The organism is Sphingopyxis sp., assembly GCF_036675685.1.
Lineage (GTDB): Bacteria > Pseudomonadota > Alphaproteobacteria > Sphingomonadales > Sphingomonadaceae > Sphingopyxis.
Map to the genome: position 1 here is coordinate 26832 of NZ_JAKFEM010000006.1, position 19001 is coordinate 45832.

The window sequence follows — 19001 nt, forward strand, 5'->3', positions numbered from 1 at the left end:
GCACCGATGTGCCCCCTTTGTTCCAGCACCCTCTTTAGGGCAAGCGGCGGGAAGGTCGAGTCTTTTTCGGATGTTGGCGAAGGTGCCGCGCAGCGCAACGTGGATTGCACATTTGACAACATACCAACTAGTCGGTATGTCGATTCGCATGACGACGAATCAGCCCCCTTCGACTCCCCGGCGCGCCTCGCGCCCCGCCGCCGCCCGCGCTGTCCCCCCGGCGGGCGGCGGCACCCGCGCGACACGCGGCAGCGCGCGCGACAAGCTGATTGCCGCCGCGCATGCGACGGTGCGGCGAAAGGGTTATGCCGCGACGACGGTCGACGAGATTTGCGCGGTCGCCGGGGTCACCAAGGGCGCCTTCTTCCACCATTTCGCCTCGAAAGAAGCGCTGGCGGTCGCGGCCGCCGAGGGCTGGACCGAACGCGCGCGCCCGATGTTCGAGATGCTGCCGCACACCAAGCTGGCCGATCCGCTCGACCGCCTGCTCGGCCATATCGATTTCCGCTTTTCGATGCTCGACGGCCCGGTCGAGGATTTCACCTGCTTCGTCGGCACGATGGTGCAGGAAGCCTATGCGACGAATCCCGCGATCCGCGCCGCGTGCGAGGCGAGCATCAACGCCTATTGCGAGGCGCTGGCCCCCGACATCGAGGCGGCGATCGCGCGCCACGGCATTTCGCACGGCGTCGGCGCGATGAGCCTCGCGCGCCACGTGCAGGCGGTGCTGCAAGGCGCCTTCATCATGGCGAAAACCACCGACGACCCCGCGATCGCGCGGGATACCGTCACCCACCTGAAGCGTTACATCCTCATGCTGTTCGGCAGAGGCTGACGCATCCCCCCAAGAAGAGAGAAGAGAGAGGAGTCCCCCAATGTCCAAAATGATTTTCGTGAACCTTCCCGTCACCGACCTCGAAAAGTCGAAGGCTTTTTATGAAGCGGTCGGCGCGACCAACAACCCCGCCTTCACCGACGAGACGGCGGCGTGCATGGTGATTTCCGAAGGGACGATCCACGCGATGCTGCTGACCCATGCGAAGTGGGCGGATTTCACGTCGAAGGCGATCCCCGATGCGCGCACCACCGCGCAGGTCATGCTGTGCCTGTCGGCCGACAGCCGCGACGAGGTCGATGCGCAGGTCAAGAAGGCGACCGCGGCCGGCGGCAAGGCCGACCCGACCCCGACGCAGGATTTCGGCTTCATGTACGGCCGCAGCTACGAGGACCCCGACGGCCACATCTGGGAAGTGATGTGGATGGATCCCGCCGCCATCCCTGCCGGTGAACCCGCCGAAGCGATCGCCTGACACACATAAGGGAGGAGGAAGAGGATGACAGACCAGCACCCCACCAAGGGCCAGTTGATCGCCGGCCGCGTCTTGAGCGGCCTCGTGATCCTCTTCCTGCTCTTCGATGCCGGGCTCAAGCTCGTCGCGCCCGAGGTCGCGATCAAATACAGCCCGCCCAGCCTCGGATGGCCGCTCGACGTTCCGACGATGACGATGCTCGGCAGCCTGCTGTTGATCCCGACGCTGCTCCATATCTGGCCGCGCACGGCCATTCTCGGCGCGATCCTGATCACCGGCTATCTCGGCGGCGCGATCGCCACGCATACCCGCATCGGCAGCCCGTTGTTCAGCCACATCTTGTTCGGCGTCTATCTGGGCCTGATGCTGTGGGGCGGCCTGTGGCTGCGCGATCCCCGGCTGCGCGCGCTGATCCCGCTTCGGGCAGGAGCGAGCCAATGAGCTTTCAGGCCTATATCGACAATGTCCAAACCAAGACCGGCAAATCGGCCGACGAGCTGAAAGCCATCGCGATCGACAAGGGCCTCGCCGACGAAAGCGGCCTCGCGCCTGGCGTCAAGGCAGGCGCCGTCATCGACTGGCTGAATGCCGATTTCGACCTAGGCCACGGCCACGCGATGTCGATCGTCGCCTATATCAAAGGGAAGAGGAACTAGATCATGCTCCCCCACCGCTATCCCCATACCGCAATCATCCCCGCCCCTTCGACTGCCTTGCAGGCACTCACGGCATGTTTTGCCCTGCTGGCGAGCGCCACGGCGCTGACCGCGCCCGAAACGGCGCAGGCGCAGACGGCTCCTACAGCTGAGACGGCCACTCCGGCGAGCACCGCCAAGAGCGATTTCGTCGCGGTCGAGGGCGCGCGCATCCATTATCAGGTCCACGGCGACCTCGCCTCGGGCAAGACCCCGCTGCTCATCCTCCACGGCGCCTTCATGTCCGCCGATGCGATGAAGCCGTTGATCGACCCGTTCCTGGCTGCTCGCCCCGTCATCGCCATCGATGCCCGCGGCCATGGCCGGTCGGGAGGGGTCGACGGCAAGCTGAGCTATGACCGGATGGCCGACGATGCTGCCGCCGTACTCGCAAAGCTCGGCGTCAAGCAGGCTGATGTGCTCGGCTATTCGATGGGCGGATCGACCGCGGTCGCGCTCGCGGTCAAGCACCCCGGCAAGGTGGGCAAGCAGGTGATCCTGTCGGCGACCTCGCGGCTCGACGGCTGGTATCCAGAGGTGCTCGCGGGCATCGCCAAGCTGACCCCCGAAATCTTTGCCGGCAGCCCGATGGAGAGCGAGTATAAAAGGCTGTCGCCCGAACCGAACGGCTTCCCCAAGCTGGTCGAGAATATCAAGGCGATCGACGCCACGCCCTTTGTCTTTCCCGACGAAGCGATCCGCGCGATCCCGGGCAAGACGATGGTGATCATCGGCGATGCCGACGGCGTGACGCTCGACCATGCGATCCAGCTGTTCAAGCTGCGCGGCGGCGGCGATGTCGCGGCGGCGACGCAGGGTTTCCTGACCGCGGCGCCCAAGGCACGCCTCGCGATCCTGCCCGCAACCTCGCACATCGGCATCATGACCGAGGCGCCCGCGATCACCGCGATGGCGACGGCGTTCCTCGACGACAAGGTGCCGCCGATGCCCGCCGGTTTCTAGCCCGTCCCAACGACAAAGAGAGAGGAACGATCATGTCCATCAACCCCAATGCCGGCATCGAAGTCACCGCTTTCGACTGGGTGCCCGATTTCGCCCGCGGCTATGTCCGCGACCTGCGTCCGCGCTGGGCGTGCGAGGAAATCGGCCTCGATTATGCCGAGCATCTGATCAGCGCGATCAACCGCCCCGCCGACCATTTCCTGTTCCAGCCGTGGGGCCAGGTTCCCGTGCTGAACGACAATGGCATCCGGCTGTTCGAGAGCGGCGCGATCCTGCTCCACCTCGCCGAAAAGGATGCGCGGTTGATGCCGCGTGACCCGCAGGCGCGCGCGAGCACGCTCGCCTGGCTGTTCGCCGCCTATAACAGCGTCGAGCCGATGCTGTTCGAGCTGGGCAATGTCGACATCTTCGCCACCGAAGAGGAATGGGCGAAGCTGCGCCGGCCGAGCCTGATCGAGTTCATCCAGGGCCGGCTTGGCCGCCTCAACGATGCGATGGGCGACAAACAATATCTGGTCGATGACTTCACCGTCGCCGACATCGCGATGGCGACGGTGCTGCGCGAAGGCGTCGAAGCCGGGCTGATCGCCGAACAGCCGCGATTGCAGGCCTATCTCGACCGCTGCCTCGCGCGTCCGGCGTTCCAGAAAGCGCTGGCGGCGCAGCTCGCCGCCTTCAGCGAAGAAGCGGGCCCATCCGCCTGAAAACAACTCCAAACCCCCGAAGGAGAGAGAAGATGACCTATGTAGAAGGATTTGTCGCCGCGGTGCCCACCGCCAACAAGGACGTCTATTACAAGCATGCCGCCGAAGCGGCGCCGCTGTTCAAGGAATTCGGCGTGCGCCGCATGGTCGAATGCTGGGGCGACGACGTCCCCGACGGCAAGGTCAACGACCTGAAAGGCGCAGTGCAGGCGAAGCCCGACGAGACCGTCGTGTTCAGCTGGTTCGAATATCCCGACAAGGCGACGCGCGACGCCGCGAACCAGAAGATGATCAGCGACCCCCGGATGCAGAGCATGGGCGAAACCATGCCGTTCGATGCGAAGCGGATGATTGTCGGCGGCTTCGATTCGATCCTCGACGACGCCAAGGAAAGTGCGGGGGGCGAAGGCAAGACCGGCTATGTCGACGGCTATGTCGTACCCGTCCCCGGCGCCAACAAGGAAGCCTATCGCACGCTCGCCAAAAAAATGTCGGGCGTGTTCATCGACTATGGCGCGACGCGCGTCGTCGAAGCGTGGGCCGACGATGTCCCCGACGGCAAGGTCACCGACTATGCGAGGGCCGCGCACAAGAAGGACGGCGAGACCGTCGTCTACAGCTGGGTCGAATGGCCGAGCAAGGAAGCACGCACCGCCGGCTGGGAAAAAATGGCGGCCGACGAGCGGATGAAGCCCAGTTCCGAGGACACGCCGTTCGACGGCGCGCGCATGATCTATGGCGGTTTCGTCCCGATCGTCGAAGCCTGACGGCGCGCGAAACTGCGCGGGTGGAAAGCAGGAAGGACCGAAAAGATGATGAAACTCTACGGAACGCCCCCCACCCGCGCGCTGCGTGCGATGTGGTTGCTGAACGAACTCGACCTCGCCCATGAAATAATCCCGGTCGATCTGCGCGCCGGCGAGCAGCTGACGCCCGAATTTCTGGCGATCAATCCCGCCGCGAAACTGCCGGTTCTGGTCGACGGCGATGTAGTGGTGAGCGAATCGGCGGCCATCCAGCTCTATCTCGCCGACAAATATGGCGACCGCTTCCCCGGCGGCGGCCTGATTCCCGATACGCCCGAAGGCCGCGGCCAAATGTATCGCTGGCTGTTTTTCCTGATGACCGAGATCGAAGGGCCGCTGTGGCGGATCGCGTTGCACAGCTTCCTCTATGCGCCCGACGAGCAATCGGCCGGGGAAATTGCGCTGGCGAGGCGCGATTGCAAGCGGATGATCGCGGTATTCGAGCAGCATATGCAGGGGCGCGACTTTGTCGTGGGCGACCAGCTGACGGTCGCCGATTTCAACGCCGCCTATACGCTCGATTGGGCGAACCTCGAAGACATGCTGGACGATGCCCCCGCGCTGCAGGCCTATCTGACGTCGATTTACGCGCGTCCCAAGGCGCCGGTGACGATCGCCGAGGGCATGGCCGCGCTGGAAGCATGACCCGCAAAGCGGGCTAAGGAGAGAGAGATGGCCAGCAACGAAGAGCGCCGCGATCCAGACATAAGGCGCACCGCTTCGTGCCAATGCGGCGCGGTGACGCTGGAGATGGTCGGCAAGCCGATCGTCGCGGCGACCTGCTATTGCCATAGCTGCCAGAAGGCCGGGAAGGCGTTCGCCGCGCTTACCGGTGCTTCCGGAGTGGTGGGTGCCGACGGCGGCACGCCGTACCTGCTCGTCCGCAAGGACCGCATCGCCTGGCTGTCGGGATCGGACGAGCTCGAAGAACATCGATTGCAGCCCGACGCACCAACGCGGCGGTTCGTGTCGCGCTGCTGCAACTCTCCCATGTTCCTGGAGTTCACCAAGGGGCATTGGTTGAGCATCTATTCAGCGCGCATCCCCGAAGGCGAGCGCCCGCAGGCCGAGATGCGGACGATCGTCAAGGACCGGCCCGACGGGGTCGAGCTGGCCGATGACATACCCAATTATGCGACGCCATCGGGCAAGTTCATGTGGCGGCTGCTGACGGCGTGGGTCGCGATGGGCTTTCGCGCCCCGCCGCTCGAAGCGACGAAAGGATATGGGCGATGAGCAAGGACATCGAGCGCGTCGAGATGCACAATATCATGAGCCCCGGCCATGTGATGCGCGTCGACAAGGCCAAATATGACGCGATGAAGGACGCGATGCTGGCGGCGGTGCCAAAAACCGTGCCGGGGCAGACCGTCGCCGAGATCAAGGCGCGCGTCCTGCCGCTGCTGCCCGAGGATTTGTTCCCCGGCGGCGCCAAGGCCGGCTGGTGGCTGAAAGGCGTCCAGCTCGACCTCGAGGCCAAGGGCGTCATCGCACGCGAAAACAGCAAACCGATGCGGTTGCATCGCATGTGACACGCACTGCGCACGGGGGCTATACACGGTCGCCAGCGAGCGCCGGAACGAGAGAAACGGCAAATGGAACATCTGTCCTTCCCCAACGAAAGCGCCGATTATCGCGCCGCGCGGATCGCGCTGCTCGACGCCGAGATCGCGCTGCGGCGCCAGGTCGAGGCGGTCGCGGCGAAGCGCCGCGCGCTGCCGCCGGGCGGCGAGCTGCCCGAAGATTACAGCTTTGAACGGATCGGCGCATACCAGCGGCCCGGGGCGGTGAAGCTGTCCGGGCTGTTCGGCGATAAGCCGAGCGTCATCCTCTACAGCTTCATGTTCGGGGCGGAGCGCGAAGCGCCGTGCCCCGGCTGCACCCATATGCTCGACGCGATCGACGGCAGCGCGCGCCACGTCGGGCAGCGCGCGCCGCTCTATGTTGTCGCCAAGTCGCCGATCGCGCGGCTCGAGGCGTGGGCGAAGGAGCGCCGCTGGCCGCACCTGATCTTCCTGTCCGACATCGACGGGCGCTACTCGGCCGATTATTTCGGCGACACGCGCCGGATGACCGACGCCAAGCGCGCCGAACGCGGGATGAAGCCGGGCGAGGATTGGGACGAGACGATCTTCAACGTCTTTCGCAAGGATGGCGGAACGATCCGTCACGTCTGGGCGAGCGAGATGTCCTATGCGCCCGAGGATCCCGGCCAGCACCACCGCGCGGGCGATCTGGTCGATCCCTTGTGGGGGCTACTCGACATGACCCCCGAGGGGCGCGCCGACTTCTTCCCCAGCCTGACCTACTAAACCGGAACATCGAGGAGAGAGACGATGGCCAAGGCAGCGAATTTCATCTGGTACGAACTGATGACAAGCGATCCCGCGGGCGCCGCGGCCTTTTACGGCGCGGTCGTGGGCTGGAACATTCCCGCACAGGGCGAGGCGACCGCGGGCGGGATCGATTATCGCATGATCGGCCGCAGCGACGGCGGCAATGCTGGCGGGGTGCTCGCGCTAGGCGCCGACATGCTCGCGGGCGGCGCGCGGCCGGGCTGGCTTGGCTATCTCGAGGTCGATGATGTCGACGCGACGATCGATGCGATCAAGGCCGATGGCGGCGCAGTGCAGATGCCGGCGATCGACCTGCCTGTCGGGCGCATCGCGATGGTCACCGACCCGCAGGGCGCGCCCTTCTATATCATGGACCCGATCCCGCCCGAGGGTGCCGGCGAGGGCGAGAGCGACGTATTTTCGGTCACCGAAGCGCAGCGCGTCCGCTGGAACGAGCTGGCGACGAGCGACCCCGACGCCGCCATCGCCTTCTACAAAAAGCATTTCGGCTGGGGCCAGGAGGGCGAGATGGATATGGGCGCGCTCGGCGCGTACCGCTTCATCCAGCGCGGCGACGTGATGATCGGCGCGGTGATGCCGCTGATGGAAGGCTATCCGGTGCCGATGTGGTCCTATTATATCGGCGTCGACGACATCGACCGCGCGCTCGCCGCGGTGCGCGCCAATGGCGGCACCGTCACCAACGAACCGATGGAAATCCCCGGCGGCGAGTTCGCGATGAACGCGATCGATCCGCAGGGCGCCCCCGTCGGCTTCGTCGGCCCGCGCAAGGGCTGAATATCCCCACGGAAAGGAGAGAGACGATGGAAAACCAGGGCCCGACCTCGGGACTGACCCCCCACATTGCAATCGCCGACAAGCGCGCGAGCGAGGCAATCGACTTCTACAAAAAGGCGTTCGGCGCGACCGAGCAGGTGCGCATGCCCGCCGAGGATGGCGTGCGCCTGATGCACGCGCACCTGCTGGTCAACGGATCGTCGCTGATGATGCACGACGATTTCCCCGAATATTCGGGGAGCGCGATGGCCGCGCCGTCGGGCGTCACGCTGCACCTGCAGGTCGACGACACCGATGCCTGGTTCAAGCGCGCGGTCGACGCGGGCGCCACCGCGGTGATGGGTCCCGAGGATATGTTCTGGGGCGACCGCTACGGCCAGGTAAAAGACCCGTTCGGCCACCTCTGGTCGATCGGCACCCCCATCAAAGGAGAGACGAAATGAGCACCAACAAGAACCCCGTCAGCCTCTGCCTCTGGTACGACAAGGACGCCGGAGAAGCGGCCAAATTCTATGCCGCAACCTTTCCCGACAGCGCGGTCGGCGCCGTCTATCATGCGCCGAGCGATTTCCCCGGGGGCAAGGAAGGCGACCCGCTGACGATCGAGTTCACCGTCCTCGGCGTTCCGTGCATCGGCCTCAACGGCGGTCCCACCTTTCCGCAGAGCGAAGCCTTCTCCTTCCAGGTCCATACCGACACGCAGGAGGAAACCGACCGCTACTGGAACGCCATCGTCGGCAATGGCGGTGCCGAAAGCGCGTGCGGCTGGTGCAAGGACAAATGGGGCCTCAACTGGCAGATCACCCCGCGCGTGCTGACCGACGCGATGGCAAACCCCGACCCGGCGCTCCGTAAGCGGACATTCGAGGCGATGATGACGATGAAAAAGATCGACGTCGCCGCGATCGAAGCCGCGATCGGGGGCGAAGCCGTTGGCGCGGCGTAGCCCCGCACTCCTCGCCTGGGCCCTCTGCGGCACGCTCGACATCGCCTATGCGGCGGTGTCGAGCGTGGTGCAGGGCGGCACCGTCACCGGTATGCTGCATGCGGTCGCCAGCGGGCCGTTCGGCGCCGAAGCCGCCAAATGGGGCATCGGCGGTGCGCTCGCCGGGCTCGCGACCCATTATGCGATCATGGGCGCGATGGTCGCGGCGTGGTTCTTTGTCGCGCGGCGCTGGTCGACGCTGACGGCGTGGCCGTGGTGGCTCACCGGCACGATTTATGGCCTGATCCTCTATTACATCATGAACGGGATCGTCCTGCCGCTGCGTTTCGGGTCGCCCTTTCCGCCCACCGATCTCGTCAAGGGCGCGATCGCACTCTTCCCGCATATCTTTTTCGTCGGCTGGCCACTCGCCTGGCTCACCCGCAAAGGAACCCATTAATGCTGATTTTCTATGGCCACCCCTTTTCGAGCTACAGCTGGAAGGCGCAGATCGCGCTCTATGAAAAGGGCATCGATTTCGAATATCGCAATGTCGACCCCGAATTCCCGGAGCATGGCAAGGAACTGCACGCGCTCTGGCCCATCGGCAAATTCCCGCTGCTCGTCGATGGCGACCGGACGCTGTTCGAAACCTCGATCATCATCGAATATCTCGACCGCGTGCAGCCCGATCCGCGGCTGATTCCCGAGGATCCCGATGCGGCATTGCGGGTGCGGCAGATGGACCGCGTCTTCGACCTGCATGTGATGGCGGTGATGCAGGACATCGTCAACGACCGCATCCGCGGCCCCGAAGGCCATGCGCCGATGATCGTCGACAAGGCAAAGGCCGCGCTCGACACCATCTATGCGTGGCTCGACAAGGAGCTTGCGGGCGACGGCTGGGCGACGCCGGCGGGCTTCACCCTCGCCGATTGCGCGGCGGCGCCGTCGCTCTTCTACGCCGACTGGGTACACCAGATTCCGGTGCATCATGAAAATCTGCGCGCCTATCGCGCGCGCCTGCTCGCGCGGCCATCGGTTGCCCGCGCCGTCGATGGCGGGCGGCCTTATCGCGGCTATTTCCCCGGCGGCGCGCCCGACCGCGACTAAGCCCGCTTCGGAGCGGCGTCCCATATCGAGGTTAACGGCGCGCTGACCGCACCGCTTGACGCCTTGGTAGGCGCGCCCGCGCGAGGGCGGTGGCATGACCTTGCCGGCCGCCCTCGTCCGCACGCTTTTCGTCGCGCTTTGCGCGGCGGTGCTGGCCTTTGCCCCGGCGCATGCACAGCAGGTGGTCACGATCACCACGACGGTGACCTGGACCTATGACGAGGTCGAGGGCGACGGGGACAGCGCGGTCATCGACGAAGACGCGGCGCTGCTCGATGACGAGGCCCTGGCCGAGGACGCCGACTTCGCCCCCACCCGCCGCTACGCGACCGGCGCCACGCTCGCGACCCTCGGCCATGCAAAGGCAAATTTCGGCCCCTTCGCGGTCATCGATGCGACGACCGTCCGCATGGCGGGCGACGTCACCTCGGCAACCCCGCGCCAGTTCGCGGCGATGCTCGCCGCCTTTCCGGGTCTCAAACGGCTCGAGATGATCGATTGCCCCGGCAGCCTCGACGAGGAAGCGAATTTGATCCTCGCCCGCGCGATTCGCCGCGCGGGGATGGAAACGATCGTTCCGGCGGGCGGCTCGATCCGTTCGGGCGCGGTCGAACTCTGGCTCGCCGGCACCACCCGCCGCGCCGCGCCCGACGCCGAATTCGGGGTCCATAGCTGGGCCGACGAAACTGGGCGCGAGGCGAGCGACTATCCGGCGAACGATCCGGTCCACGCCGAATATCTCAGGCTTTACCGCGAAATGGGGCTGAACGACGCCAAGGCGCGCGAATTCTACGCGCTGACCAACAGCACCCCGTTCGACGAGGTCCGCTATCTGACGCGCGATGACATGGCGCGATTCGTGGCGCTCAACTGACCGCCTTCCCCCTTGATGGGGGAAGGATATGGAGCCTTATCGTGAAGCGATTAGGCGGAGTTGGATGGGGGTGATGGTGCAGCCTTGCGCCGTCGTTTCAGGTCGAGAGCGCACCCCGACCGCTGCGACTAGCGAACAAGTTCGCAAGTCTCGCTGCCTCCCCCATCAAGGGGGAGGTCTCAACGCGGTTGCAACCCGTCCTGTTCCACCCCACATCGCCCACCATGGCGAACCGCAGCCTTTACCAGCGATTGCGCACGAACCCGCGGGTGCGGACAGCGCTGTTCGTCCTTGGCGTGTTGCTGATGATCGCGGCGCCGCTGCTCGGCCCGCTGCCGGGGCCGGGCTTTGTCATCCTGTTTCCGGCGGGATTGATGCTGGCTTTGCAGAACAGCGAATGGGCGAAGCGCGTCTATGTCCGCTTCAAGCGGCGCCACCCGCGCTACGCCGGCTGGACCGACCGGTTGATGCGGCGCACCAGCGCGGCGCGGCGGCGCGAGCGCGAAGCGCTGGCGGCATCCGATAGCGAAACGTTGGAAAACGGCCCCAATGCCAATTGACTTTCCGCCGACTCTCGCTTATCCGCGCCTCCATCAGTGGCCGCCCACGTTTGGCGGCCCTTTTCTGTTAGAGCCTTTGAAGAGAATTTGGGGATACCGCGATGAAGCGTACCTTTCAACCGAGCCGCCTCGTGCGCAAGCGTCGCCACGGTTTCCGCGCCCGCAAGGCGACTGTCGGCGGCCGCAAGGTTCTCGCCAACCGCCGCGCGCAGGGCCGCAAGAAGCTGTCGGCCTGACCGCTGACGCTTCTGCACCGGCCCCGCTGGTGCGAACGCTTTCAAAACGTAGCGAATTCCTGGCCGCCAATCGCGGCCTTCGCTTTCCCATGCCCGGTTTTGTCCTGCTCGTCCGTCCCCGCGGTGACGATGAGGACGCGATGGGCATCGGCTATACCGTCAGCAAGAAGGTCGGCAACGCCGTCGCGCGCAACCGGATGAAACGCCGGCTGCGCGAGCTTTGCCGCACCGCGCTCCCCGAATCGGGAATCGCGGGCGCGGACCATGTTCTGATCGGCCGGCCGGGCGGCAATGACATCGTCTTTGCCGATCTGGGCGAGCAGCTCGATTCGGCGTTGCAGCGCGCCGCGAAGAAGATCGCAGCGAAGGCGCCATGATCGCCCGACTGCTGATCCTGATCGCGCGCGGCTGGCAAATCGGCCCTTCACGCATCCTTCCGCCCACTTGTCGTTACTCGCCGTCGTGCAGCGCCTATGCCATCACCGCGCTCCAGCGTTACGGTGCGATCAAGGGTGGCTGGTTGGCGACAAAGCGGCTATTGCGCTGCCATCCTTGGGGGGGCCACGGCCACGACCCCGTTCCCTGAACGGCATTTCCCCGACAATTGATATGAAGTGAGACAGAAGAGCGTGGACGACAACAAGCGTAACATGATCACGGCCATCCTGCTGTCGGTGGCGATCCTGATCGGCTGGAATTTCGTCGCGGCGGAATTTTTCCCCACGCCCGACAAGCCCGATGTGACCAGGACGGTCGCGGGCACGAACGGCGCGGCGCCCGCGGCGACGCCGGGCCAGCCGGCCGCGCTGCCCGCCCCCGGCATGCCCGCGCCCACCACGGCGCAGGCGATCCGCCCGATCGAAGCCGTGCTCGCCGAAGGCAACCGCATCCCGATCGACACCCCCGCGATCAAGGGGTCGATCAACCTTGTCGGCGCGCGCATCGACGACATCACGCTCAGCAAATATCGCCAGACGATCAAGAAGAACTCGCCCCCCGTGCGCCTGTTCGCGCCGGGCGGGACGAAAGCCGCCTATTTTGCGAGCATCGGCTGGTCGGCGCAGGGCATCGCGGTGCCGGGCGCGAACACCGTCTGGACCGCGACCGGCACGAAGCTGACCCCGACGACCCCGGTGACGCTGAGCTGGACGAACGCGACCGGCCAGACCTTTCGCATCGAGTACAGCATCGATGCCAATTACCTGATCACCGCGAAGCAGACGATCGCCAACATGGGCGCCGCGCCGGTGAACGCGAGCAGCTTTGCGCTGATCGACCGGTTGGGCATACCGACCGATCCGCACGAACAGGATAGCTACACGATCCACGTCGGCCCGACGGGTTTCCTCGACGGCAAGACGATAATCGACACCGATTATGACGATGTCGAGGAAGCGCCGAACCGCAGCGTCCGTTATAATTCGGGCGCCTGGCTCGGTTTCAGCGATAAATATTGGCTCGCGGCGGTTGTGCCCGCCAAGGGCGAGCGCATCACCGCCGCGATCAGTTCGCCCGCCGCGAACAATTACCAGACGCTGTTCGCGCGCGATTTCACGCAGGTCGCGCCGGGCAAGCAGGTCACCACGACCAGCCGCATCTTCGCCGGGGCCAAGGAAGTCTACACGCTCCAGCGCTATGAGAACGACCAGGGCATCACGCGTCTGTCGAACGCGATCGACTGGGGCTGGTTCGAATTTTTCGAAGTGCCGATCTTCAAATTGCTCGACTGGCTGTTCAAGCAGGTCAACAATTTCGGCGTCGCGATCATGGCGCTGACCTTGATCATCCGCTTGGCTATGTTCCCGATCGCGCAGCGCCAGTTCGGGTCGATGGCGCAGATGCGCCTCGTCCAGCCCAAGATGAAGGCGCTGCAGGACCGGTACAAGGACGACAAGCCCAAGATGCAGCAGGAGCTGATGAAGCTCTACAAGGACGAGAAGATCAACCCGCTCGCCGGCTGCCTGCCGATCCTGATCCAGATCCCGATCTTCTATGCGCTGTACAAGGTGCTGATGCTGACGATCGAAATGCGGCACCAGCCGTTCATCCTGTGGATCAAGGATCTGTCGGCGCCCGATCCGCTGCATATCCTCAACCTGTTCGGCCTGCTGCCCTTCACCCCGCCGTCGATCCTCAGCATCGGCGTGCTCGCGGTGATCCTGGGCATCACGATGTTCCTGCAGTTCCGCCTGAACCCGCAGGCGACCGACCCCGTGCAGCAGCAGGTGTTCAAGATCATGCCGTGGCTGTTCATGTTCATCATGGCGCCGTTCGCGGCGGGCCTGCTGCTTTATTGGATCACCAACAATATCCTGTCGATCGCGCAGCAGCAGTGGATGTACCGCAAATTCCCGCAGCTGAAGGCGGCACCGACGACGTGAGCGACAGCGAAGATCTTGATCCGGGGGCCGACCCCGAACGGGCAGAGCGCGCGCGCAAGCTGTTTTCAGGGCCGATCGCGTTCCTGAAATCGGCGCCCGCGCTCCAGCATCTGCCGCCGCCGAGCGTGCCCGAGATCGCGTTTGCGGGCCGCTCGAACGTCGGCAAGTCGTCGCTGCTCAACGCGCTGACCAACCGGGGCAACCTTGCGCGCACCTCGGTCACGCCGGGGCGGACGCAGGAGCTCAACTATTTCGACGTCGGCGAGGATCCGCTGATCTTCCGGCTGGTCGACATGCCGGGGTACGGCTTTGCCAAGGCGCCGAAGGATGTCGTCAAGAAATGGCGATACCTGATCAACGATTACCTCCGCGGGCGGCCGGTGCTCAAACGCACTTTGGTACTGATCGATAGCCGTCACGGCATGAAGGACGTCGACCGCGACGTGCTCGAAATGCTCGACGTCGCCGCGGTCAGCTATCGCCTCGTCCTCACCAAGGCCGACAAGATCAAGGCGACCGAACTCGCCGAGGTCCAGGCCGCGACCGAGGCCGAGGCGCGCAAACACCCCGCCGCGCACCCCGAAGTGATCGCGACGAGCAGCGAAAAGGGGCTGGGTATTGCCGAGCTGCGCACAGCGGTGCTGGAGGCGGTCGAGTCTTAATATCCTCTCCCCTTGAGGGAGAGGATGGTGCAGGTTGCGGACTTGTCCGCTACCGAAACCTGGAGAGGGGGCGGGCGCACGCAACCGTTGACACCCCCTCTCCCAGCTACGACTAGGCAGCAAGCAGCCAAGTCTACGCAACCCTCTCCCTCAAGGGGAGAGGGTCTCAAGGAGACCCCATGAAACTCTTCCTCGGCAACAAAGCCTATTCCAGCTGGAGCCTGCGCGGCTGGCTCGCGGTCAAGCATAGCGGCCTGCCGTTCGAGGAAGTCACCGTCCCGCTCTATGACGAGGATTGGTCGAACCGGCGCGAAGGCGACGAATTCGCGCCGTCGGGCGGCAAGGTGCCGATCCTGTGGGACGGCGACGACATCGTCGTGTGGGACAGCCTCGCGATCATCGACTATCTCAACGAAAAGACCGGCGGCACGCGCGGCTATTGGCCCGAGGATATGGCCGCGCGCGCGATGGCACGGTCGATGGCGGCCGAAATGCACTCGAGCTTTGCCGCGCTCCGCCGCAACCACAGCATGAACATCCGCCGCATCTATCCGCCGGCCGAGCTTTTGCCCGAAGTGCAGGCCGACGTGATCCGCATCCTGCAGATCTGGGCCGAGGCGCGCGCGCGTTTCGGCGGCGAGGGCGATTATCTGTTCGGCGACTGGTCGGCCGCCGACATCATGTTCGCGCCCGTCGTCACCCGTTTCATCACTTACTCGATCCCGCTACCGCGCTTCGCGCTTCCCTATTGCCAGGCGGTGATCAGCCACCCGTGCATGCAGGAATGGATCGGCGGCGCGCAGGCCGAGGACTGGATCATCGAGAAATTCGAGGGACCGGTCGAGGGTTAGGGGATGCGGCTCGTCGGATAGGGCGTGCCGTCCTTGTGAAAATAGCCGTCGGGCGTGAACAGCATGTCGATGTCCGAATAACCGCCGCCGGTGTCGTATTTCTTGCCGCCGCCTAATGCGACGAAAACACAGTCGCTGTCCGATTCGTTGACCAGATGATGACCATTGGTGCTGCCCTTGGGCCAGGCGGCGATGTCGCCCGCGCGCATCGGCCAGCGGCCGTCATCCTCGATCAGCACCGCCTCGCCCGAAATCATCACCAGCATCTCGTCCTCGCCGTCGTGCCAGTGGCGCTGCGACGACCAGGCGCCAGGTTTGAGCACGACGTGACTGGCGGCGAAATCGCTGAGGCCCGTGACGGGCGCGAGGCGGCGATACCAGCGGCCTTGCACGGGCTCGTGATAGGGCGCGGGATAGCCGGTGGTATTGGTCTGCGGAATCGTATCGAGATCGAGCTTGGGCATGGCAGTCCTCAAGATTTTGTTCCTTCTTTGTTTCGCACAAAGCCGGCGCGATGCAAAGCCTCGACTTGGGTATCGGCGAGGGGGTAAGGGAGCGGCATGACCATGACCGTCGACCCCATCGAGCTCGCCAAGGCGCTGATCGCCGCGCCGAGCGTCACCCCCGCCATGGGCGCCGTGTTCGACGCGCTCGAGGCGGCGCTCGTCCCGCTCGGCTTTACCGTCGAGCGCTTCATCGACGGCATCGAGCCCGACGGGCCGGTCGAAAACATGCTCGCGGTGCGCGAAGGCAAGGGACCCAAGCATTTCGGCTTTGCCGGGCACCTCGACGTCGTGCCGCCGGGCGTCGGCTGGACCGGCGACGCCTTCGCGCCCGAAATTCGCGGCGAGCTGCTCTATGGGCGCGGCGCGGTCGACATGAAGGGCGCGATCGCAGCGTTCGTGGCCGCCGCTGCCGCGACGCCGCAAGAGGCGGGAACGATCAGCCTGATCATCACCGGCGACGAGGAAGGCGCCGCGATCTTCGGCACCCGCGCTTTGATGGAACATATGGACGCGCGCGGTATCCGTCCCGACATGATCGTCGTCGGCGAACCGACCTCGGTGAACCGGCTCGGCGACATGGTGAAGATCGGCCGGCGCGGGTCGGTCAATATCTGGATCGACGTGCCCGGGACGCAGGGCCATGTCGCCTACCCCCACCTCGCCGACAATCCGATCCCGAAACTGGTCAAGATATTGGCGGCGATCGACGCGGTGGTGCTCGACGCCGGCAACGACTGGTTCCAGCCGTCGAACATCGAATTCACCGATGTCGAGGTCGGCAATGGCGCGACCAACGTCATCCCCGCGTCGGCGCGCGCGCGGCTGTCGATCCGCTTCAACGACCAGCATAAGGGCGCCGACCTCGTCGCGATGATCGAGCGCATCGCGCACGATGTCGAACCGAACGCCAGGATATTGGGCAAGATTTCGGGCGAGGCCTTCCTGACCCCGCCGGGCGACCTGTCGGAGCTGGTCGCCGAGGCGATCCATGCCGAAACCGATGTCACCCCGGACATGTCGACGACGGGGGGGACGTCGGACGCGCGCTTCCTCCATGCGCTCTGCCCCGTGGTCGAATTCGGGCTGACCAACGCGACGATGCACAAGCTGGACGAGGCGGTCGCGGTGGAGGATTTGCGCACGCTCAGCGCCATCTATCGCGGCATATTGATGCGCGCGCTGCTGGATTGATTGGCTCGCACAAAGCCACGAAGCCACAAAGAGATTTCCAACATCCGTTCGTGCTGAGCTTGTCGAAGCCCCCTTCGACTGCCTGCCAAGGCAGGCGCTCAGGACAGGCTTCGACAAGCTCAGGGCCAAACGGAGTGGGGGATGCCTTTGTGGTTTCGTGGCTTTGTGCGAGCTAATCTCGCGCCTGCTCCCGGCGGAGGATCACATAGACCGCCCCCGCCCCGCCGTGGCTGATATGTGCGGGTCGCAGCGCGACGATCTGGTCGGCGTAGGGCGAGTAAGCGAGCCAGTCGGGCAGCGAAGCGCGGATCGCGCCGCGCGGGCGCGGGTCGCCGTGCATCTGCGGCAAGCGGTCGGCGCCGGGACGCAGCCGCCCCGCGACGACGAGCAGCACCCGCGCGCCGCGCAGCAGCCCGCGGCCGATCGCCTCGTCGAGCAGCGCCTGCGCAGAGGCCAGCGTGTGACCGTGGAGGTCGATGCTGAGGTCGGGGCGCACGAGCCCCTTGCGCAAGCGGCGGTCCCAATGGCCGTCGAGCGTCGCAGTGCCATGCGTCCGGCGCGGCCGGGGAAGCGCGGCGGCGGGACGCGCAACGGCAGCGGCCGGTGCGGCGGTGCTGCGCGGGGTCGGCTTGGGCGGACTGATGGTAGGCGGGGCAACAGGAGCCAGCGGCGCTTGTGCTTTGGGCAGCGGCTTTACGGTCGCCGCGACCTTTTTCCACAGCGCGCTTTCGTCGGGGGCGAGCCGCCGCACCATGACGGCGTCACTGCGCCGGGATCAGCCGCGCGATGCTCGCGCGCGGCAGCAGCAGCATCGCCGAACCACGCGCCGCCATGCCGCCGGCGATTGCGCGCGCGTCGTCACCCGCGCCCCAGAAACTGTCGAAGCGGTTGGCGCCCTTGATCGCGCCGCCGGTGTCCTGCGCGATCCACAGCCCATTGGGCTCGGCGCGGTCGAGCGAGAGGATGACAGGGGCACCGAGCGGCACATATTTGGGATCGGCGGCGACGCTCGCGCGGCCGGTCACCGGGACGCCGAGCGCGCCCAGCGGCCCGGGGCCGGTGAGCTCGCGGAAGAAGACCCAGCTGGGATTCTCGTTCATCACCGCCACGCCGCGCACCGGGTCGGCGCGGAGATAATCGAGGATGCCCTGCATCGAAGCCTGACCGCGCTGAAGCTCGCCGCGGTCGAGCAGCAATTTGCCGATGCCGACATAATCGCGGCCATTTTGCGTATCATAGCCGATGCGCATGATGCCGCCGTCGGGCAGGCGGAGGCGCCCCGAACCCTGCACCTGCAGGAAGAAGAATTCGGCGGCGTCGGCGGCGTAAGCAATCTCTAGCCCGCGCCCTTCGAGTGCGCCGCTTTCGATCGCCGCGCGGTCGTAATAGCGCACGAAATTGCTGCCATCGACGCGGCCGCGAAGCTTGCGGCCCTTCAGATCGTCGGAAAACTGGCCGAGATCGACATCGACCAGATCGGCCGGCCGGCGATAGATCGGCACGTCATAGCCCGGCCGCTTCGTGCGCGAGCCAGCGATTTCGGGCTCATAATAGCCGGTGACGAAGGCGGTGCCCGCGCCGACCTGCACCGTGCCGAAATAGCGGGTGAAAAAGGCCGCAGCGTCGCTGTCGGCCCAGTTTTTTCCCGCGTTGCAGCTTTCGGTCCAGTCGGCATTCTGCGTGAGGCCGCTGGCATCGGCGCGGCGCTGGACCGACGGGCAGCTGATCCGGAACGCCGCGAGCGCCGCTGCTGCCTGCGCGTCCGTCACGCCGAGGGTCGCGAAATCGGGGCCGGCGAGCACGCCGCTGGCGGCCGCAGTCGTCGCGCCGGCCGGAACGGCGGCAGCGGGAAGCGGCGCGCGCGGCGTCGCGGGAATCGGCTTGGCAGCGGCGCCCGGCCGTTCCGAGGGGCGCGGCTGGTATGGCCGGGGCGCTGTGGTGGGCCGCGACGGGGCAGGGGCGGTCGCACCAGGGCGGCTGCTACCCGTGTCGGGAATGACCGAGGCGCAAGCCGAAAGCAGTGGCAGGACGGCGAGGAGCGCGAAACCGAAAGCGCGCGCGCGCGGCGCCCCCACCATCATGACCATGGG

General features: G+C 65.7%; 28 protein-coding genes. 25 read left to right on the forward strand and 3 right to left on the reverse strand.

Going from position 1 to position 19001, the window contains the following annotated elements:
- Window positions 1-148 precede the first annotated feature (148 nt).
- The 24 genes from V6M50_RS03570 to V6M50_RS03690 all read left to right on the forward strand — a co-directional run bounded on the left by V6M50_RS03570 (window position 149) and on the right by V6M50_RS03690 (window position 15214).
- Window positions 149-835, forward strand: a complete 687-nt coding sequence (locus V6M50_RS03570; RefSeq protein ID WP_332817172.1) for a TetR/AcrR family transcriptional regulator — start codon at window positions 149-151, stop codon at window positions 833-835.
- 40 nt (window positions 836-875) lie between these two features.
- Window positions 876-1310 (forward strand): VOC family protein, encoded by a 435-nt coding sequence (locus V6M50_RS03575; protein ID WP_332817173.1) that lies wholly within the window; start codon window positions 876-878, stop codon window positions 1308-1310.
- 24 nt (window positions 1311-1334) lie between these two features.
- Complete coding sequence (locus tag V6M50_RS03580) at window positions 1335-1751, forward strand: DoxX family protein (protein ID WP_332817174.1); 417 nt, start codon at window positions 1335-1337, stop codon at window positions 1749-1751.
- A complete protein-coding gene (locus V6M50_RS03585) occupies window positions 1748-1966 on the forward strand; it encodes a DUF4287 domain-containing protein (protein WP_332817175.1) in 219 nt (72 codons plus the stop codon). The genes V6M50_RS03580 and V6M50_RS03585 overlap by 4 nt, the downstream gene beginning before the upstream one ends.
- A 3-nt stretch (window positions 1967-1969) precedes the next feature.
- Entirely contained in the window at window positions 1970-2968 is a 999-nt protein-coding gene (locus tag V6M50_RS03590) for an alpha/beta fold hydrolase (RefSeq protein WP_332817176.1), read from the forward strand.
- Window positions 2969-3000: 32 nt separating this feature from the next.
- Window positions 3001-3672 carry a glutathione S-transferase family protein gene (locus V6M50_RS03595; protein ID WP_332817177.1) on the forward strand — a complete coding sequence of 224 codons (672 nt, stop codon included), beginning with the start codon at window positions 3001-3003 and terminating at the stop codon, window positions 3670-3672.
- 32 nt (window positions 3673-3704) lie between these two features.
- The gene (locus tag V6M50_RS20320) at window positions 3705-4439 is read left to right on the forward strand and encodes a DUF1428 domain-containing protein (protein WP_443030476.1); all 735 of its coding nucleotides are present in this window, start codon (window positions 3705-3707) and stop codon (window positions 4437-4439) included.
- Window positions 4440-4484: 45 nt separating this feature from the next.
- Window positions 4485-5123: a glutathione S-transferase family protein gene (locus tag V6M50_RS03610; protein WP_332817178.1), complete on the forward strand. Its 639-nt coding sequence runs from the start codon at window positions 4485-4487 to the stop codon at window positions 5121-5123.
- A 27-nt stretch (window positions 5124-5150) separates the two neighbouring features.
- A complete protein-coding gene (locus V6M50_RS03615) occupies window positions 5151-5714 on the forward strand; it encodes a GFA family protein (RefSeq protein WP_332817179.1) in 564 nt (187 codons plus the stop codon).
- On the forward strand, window positions 5711-6010 hold the full coding sequence (locus V6M50_RS03620; protein WP_332817180.1) for a DUF6958 family protein: 300 nt from the start codon (window positions 5711-5713) through the stop codon (window positions 6008-6010). The genes V6M50_RS03615 and V6M50_RS03620 overlap by 4 nt, the downstream gene beginning before the upstream one ends.
- Window positions 6011-6073: 63 nt before the next feature.
- A complete protein-coding gene (locus V6M50_RS03625) occupies window positions 6074-6790 on the forward strand; it encodes a DUF899 family protein (protein WP_332817181.1) in 717 nt (238 codons plus the stop codon).
- Between the two features lie 24 nt (window positions 6791-6814).
- Window positions 6815-7612, forward strand: coding sequence for a VOC family protein (locus V6M50_RS03630; RefSeq protein ID WP_332817182.1), 798 nt, complete (start codon window positions 6815-6817; stop codon window positions 7610-7612).
- Window positions 7613-7638: 26 nt separating this feature from the next.
- Entirely contained in the window at window positions 7639-8055 is a 417-nt protein-coding gene (locus V6M50_RS03635) for a VOC family protein (RefSeq protein ID WP_332817183.1), read from the forward strand.
- A complete protein-coding gene (locus V6M50_RS03640) occupies window positions 8052-8558 on the forward strand; it encodes a VOC family protein (RefSeq protein WP_332817184.1) in 507 nt (168 codons plus the stop codon). Before V6M50_RS03635 ends, V6M50_RS03640 begins: the two co-directional genes overlap by 4 nt.
- Window positions 8545-8997, forward strand: a complete 453-nt coding sequence (locus tag V6M50_RS03645) for a hypothetical protein (protein WP_332817185.1) — start codon at window positions 8545-8547, stop codon at window positions 8995-8997. Before V6M50_RS03640 ends, V6M50_RS03645 begins: the two co-directional genes overlap by 14 nt.
- Window positions 8997-9650 (forward strand): glutathione S-transferase family protein, encoded by a 654-nt coding sequence (locus V6M50_RS03650; protein WP_332817186.1) that lies wholly within the window; start codon window positions 8997-8999, stop codon window positions 9648-9650. Before V6M50_RS03645 ends, V6M50_RS03650 begins: the two co-directional genes overlap by 1 nt.
- Window positions 9651-9744: 94 nt before the next feature.
- Window positions 9745-10524, forward strand: a complete 780-nt coding sequence (locus V6M50_RS03655; RefSeq protein WP_332817187.1) for an alpha/beta hydrolase — start codon at window positions 9745-9747, stop codon at window positions 10522-10524.
- Between the two features lie 224 nt (window positions 10525-10748).
- Window positions 10749-11084 (forward strand): PGPGW domain-containing protein, encoded by a 336-nt coding sequence (locus V6M50_RS03660; protein ID WP_332817188.1) that lies wholly within the window; start codon window positions 10749-10751, stop codon window positions 11082-11084.
- Between the two features lie 101 nt (window positions 11085-11185).
- Window positions 11186-11320, forward strand: coding sequence for a 50S ribosomal protein L34 (gene rpmH, locus V6M50_RS03665; RefSeq protein ID WP_058808820.1), 135 nt, complete (start codon window positions 11186-11188; stop codon window positions 11318-11320).
- 29 nt (window positions 11321-11349) lie between these two features.
- Window positions 11350-11697: a ribonuclease P protein component gene (rnpA, locus tag V6M50_RS03670; RefSeq protein WP_332817189.1), complete on the forward strand. Its 348-nt coding sequence runs from the start codon at window positions 11350-11352 to the stop codon at window positions 11695-11697.
- Window positions 11694-11906, forward strand: coding sequence for a membrane protein insertion efficiency factor YidD (yidD, locus tag V6M50_RS03675; RefSeq protein ID WP_332817190.1), 213 nt, complete (start codon window positions 11694-11696; stop codon window positions 11904-11906). Before rnpA ends, yidD begins: the two co-directional genes overlap by 4 nt.
- Window positions 11907-11934: 28 nt before the next feature.
- Entirely contained in the window at window positions 11935-13701 is a 1767-nt protein-coding gene (gene yidC, locus V6M50_RS03680; protein ID WP_332817191.1) for a membrane protein insertase YidC, read from the forward strand.
- Window positions 13698-14363 (forward strand): ribosome biogenesis GTP-binding protein YihA/YsxC, encoded by a 666-nt coding sequence (gene yihA / locus V6M50_RS03685; RefSeq protein WP_332817192.1) that lies wholly within the window; start codon window positions 13698-13700, stop codon window positions 14361-14363. The genes yidC and yihA overlap by 4 nt, the downstream gene beginning before the upstream one ends.
- A 179-nt stretch (window positions 14364-14542) precedes the next feature.
- Complete coding sequence (locus V6M50_RS03690) at window positions 14543-15214, forward strand: glutathione S-transferase family protein (RefSeq protein ID WP_332817193.1); 672 nt, start codon at window positions 14543-14545, stop codon at window positions 15212-15214.
- Here the strand turns inward: V6M50_RS03690 and V6M50_RS03695 are convergent.
- The gene (locus V6M50_RS03695; protein ID WP_332817234.1) at window positions 15211-15678 is read right to left on the reverse strand and encodes a cupin domain-containing protein; all 468 of its coding nucleotides are present in this window, start codon (window positions 15676-15678) and stop codon (window positions 15211-15213) included. The two genes, V6M50_RS03690 and V6M50_RS03695, sit on opposite strands and share 4 nt — an antisense overlap.
- Before the next feature lie 96 nt (window positions 15679-15774).
- Between V6M50_RS03695 and dapE the strand changes: the two genes are divergently transcribed.
- Window positions 15775-16911: a succinyl-diaminopimelate desuccinylase gene (gene dapE / locus V6M50_RS03700; RefSeq protein WP_332817194.1), complete on the forward strand. Its 1137-nt coding sequence runs from the start codon at window positions 15775-15777 to the stop codon at window positions 16909-16911.
- A 172-nt stretch (window positions 16912-17083) separates the two neighbouring features.
- On the opposite strand, the gene V6M50_RS03705 is transcribed toward dapE, so the two are convergent.
- Window positions 17084-17665, reverse strand: a complete 582-nt coding sequence (locus V6M50_RS03705) for a Smr/MutS family protein (protein WP_332817195.1) — start codon at window positions 17663-17665, stop codon at window positions 17084-17086.
- 7 nt (window positions 17666-17672) lie between these two features.
- Entirely contained in the window at window positions 17673-18998 is a 1326-nt protein-coding gene (gene mltA, locus V6M50_RS03710; protein WP_332817196.1) for a murein transglycosylase A, read from the reverse strand.
- Window positions 18999-19001: the final 3 nt, after the last annotated feature.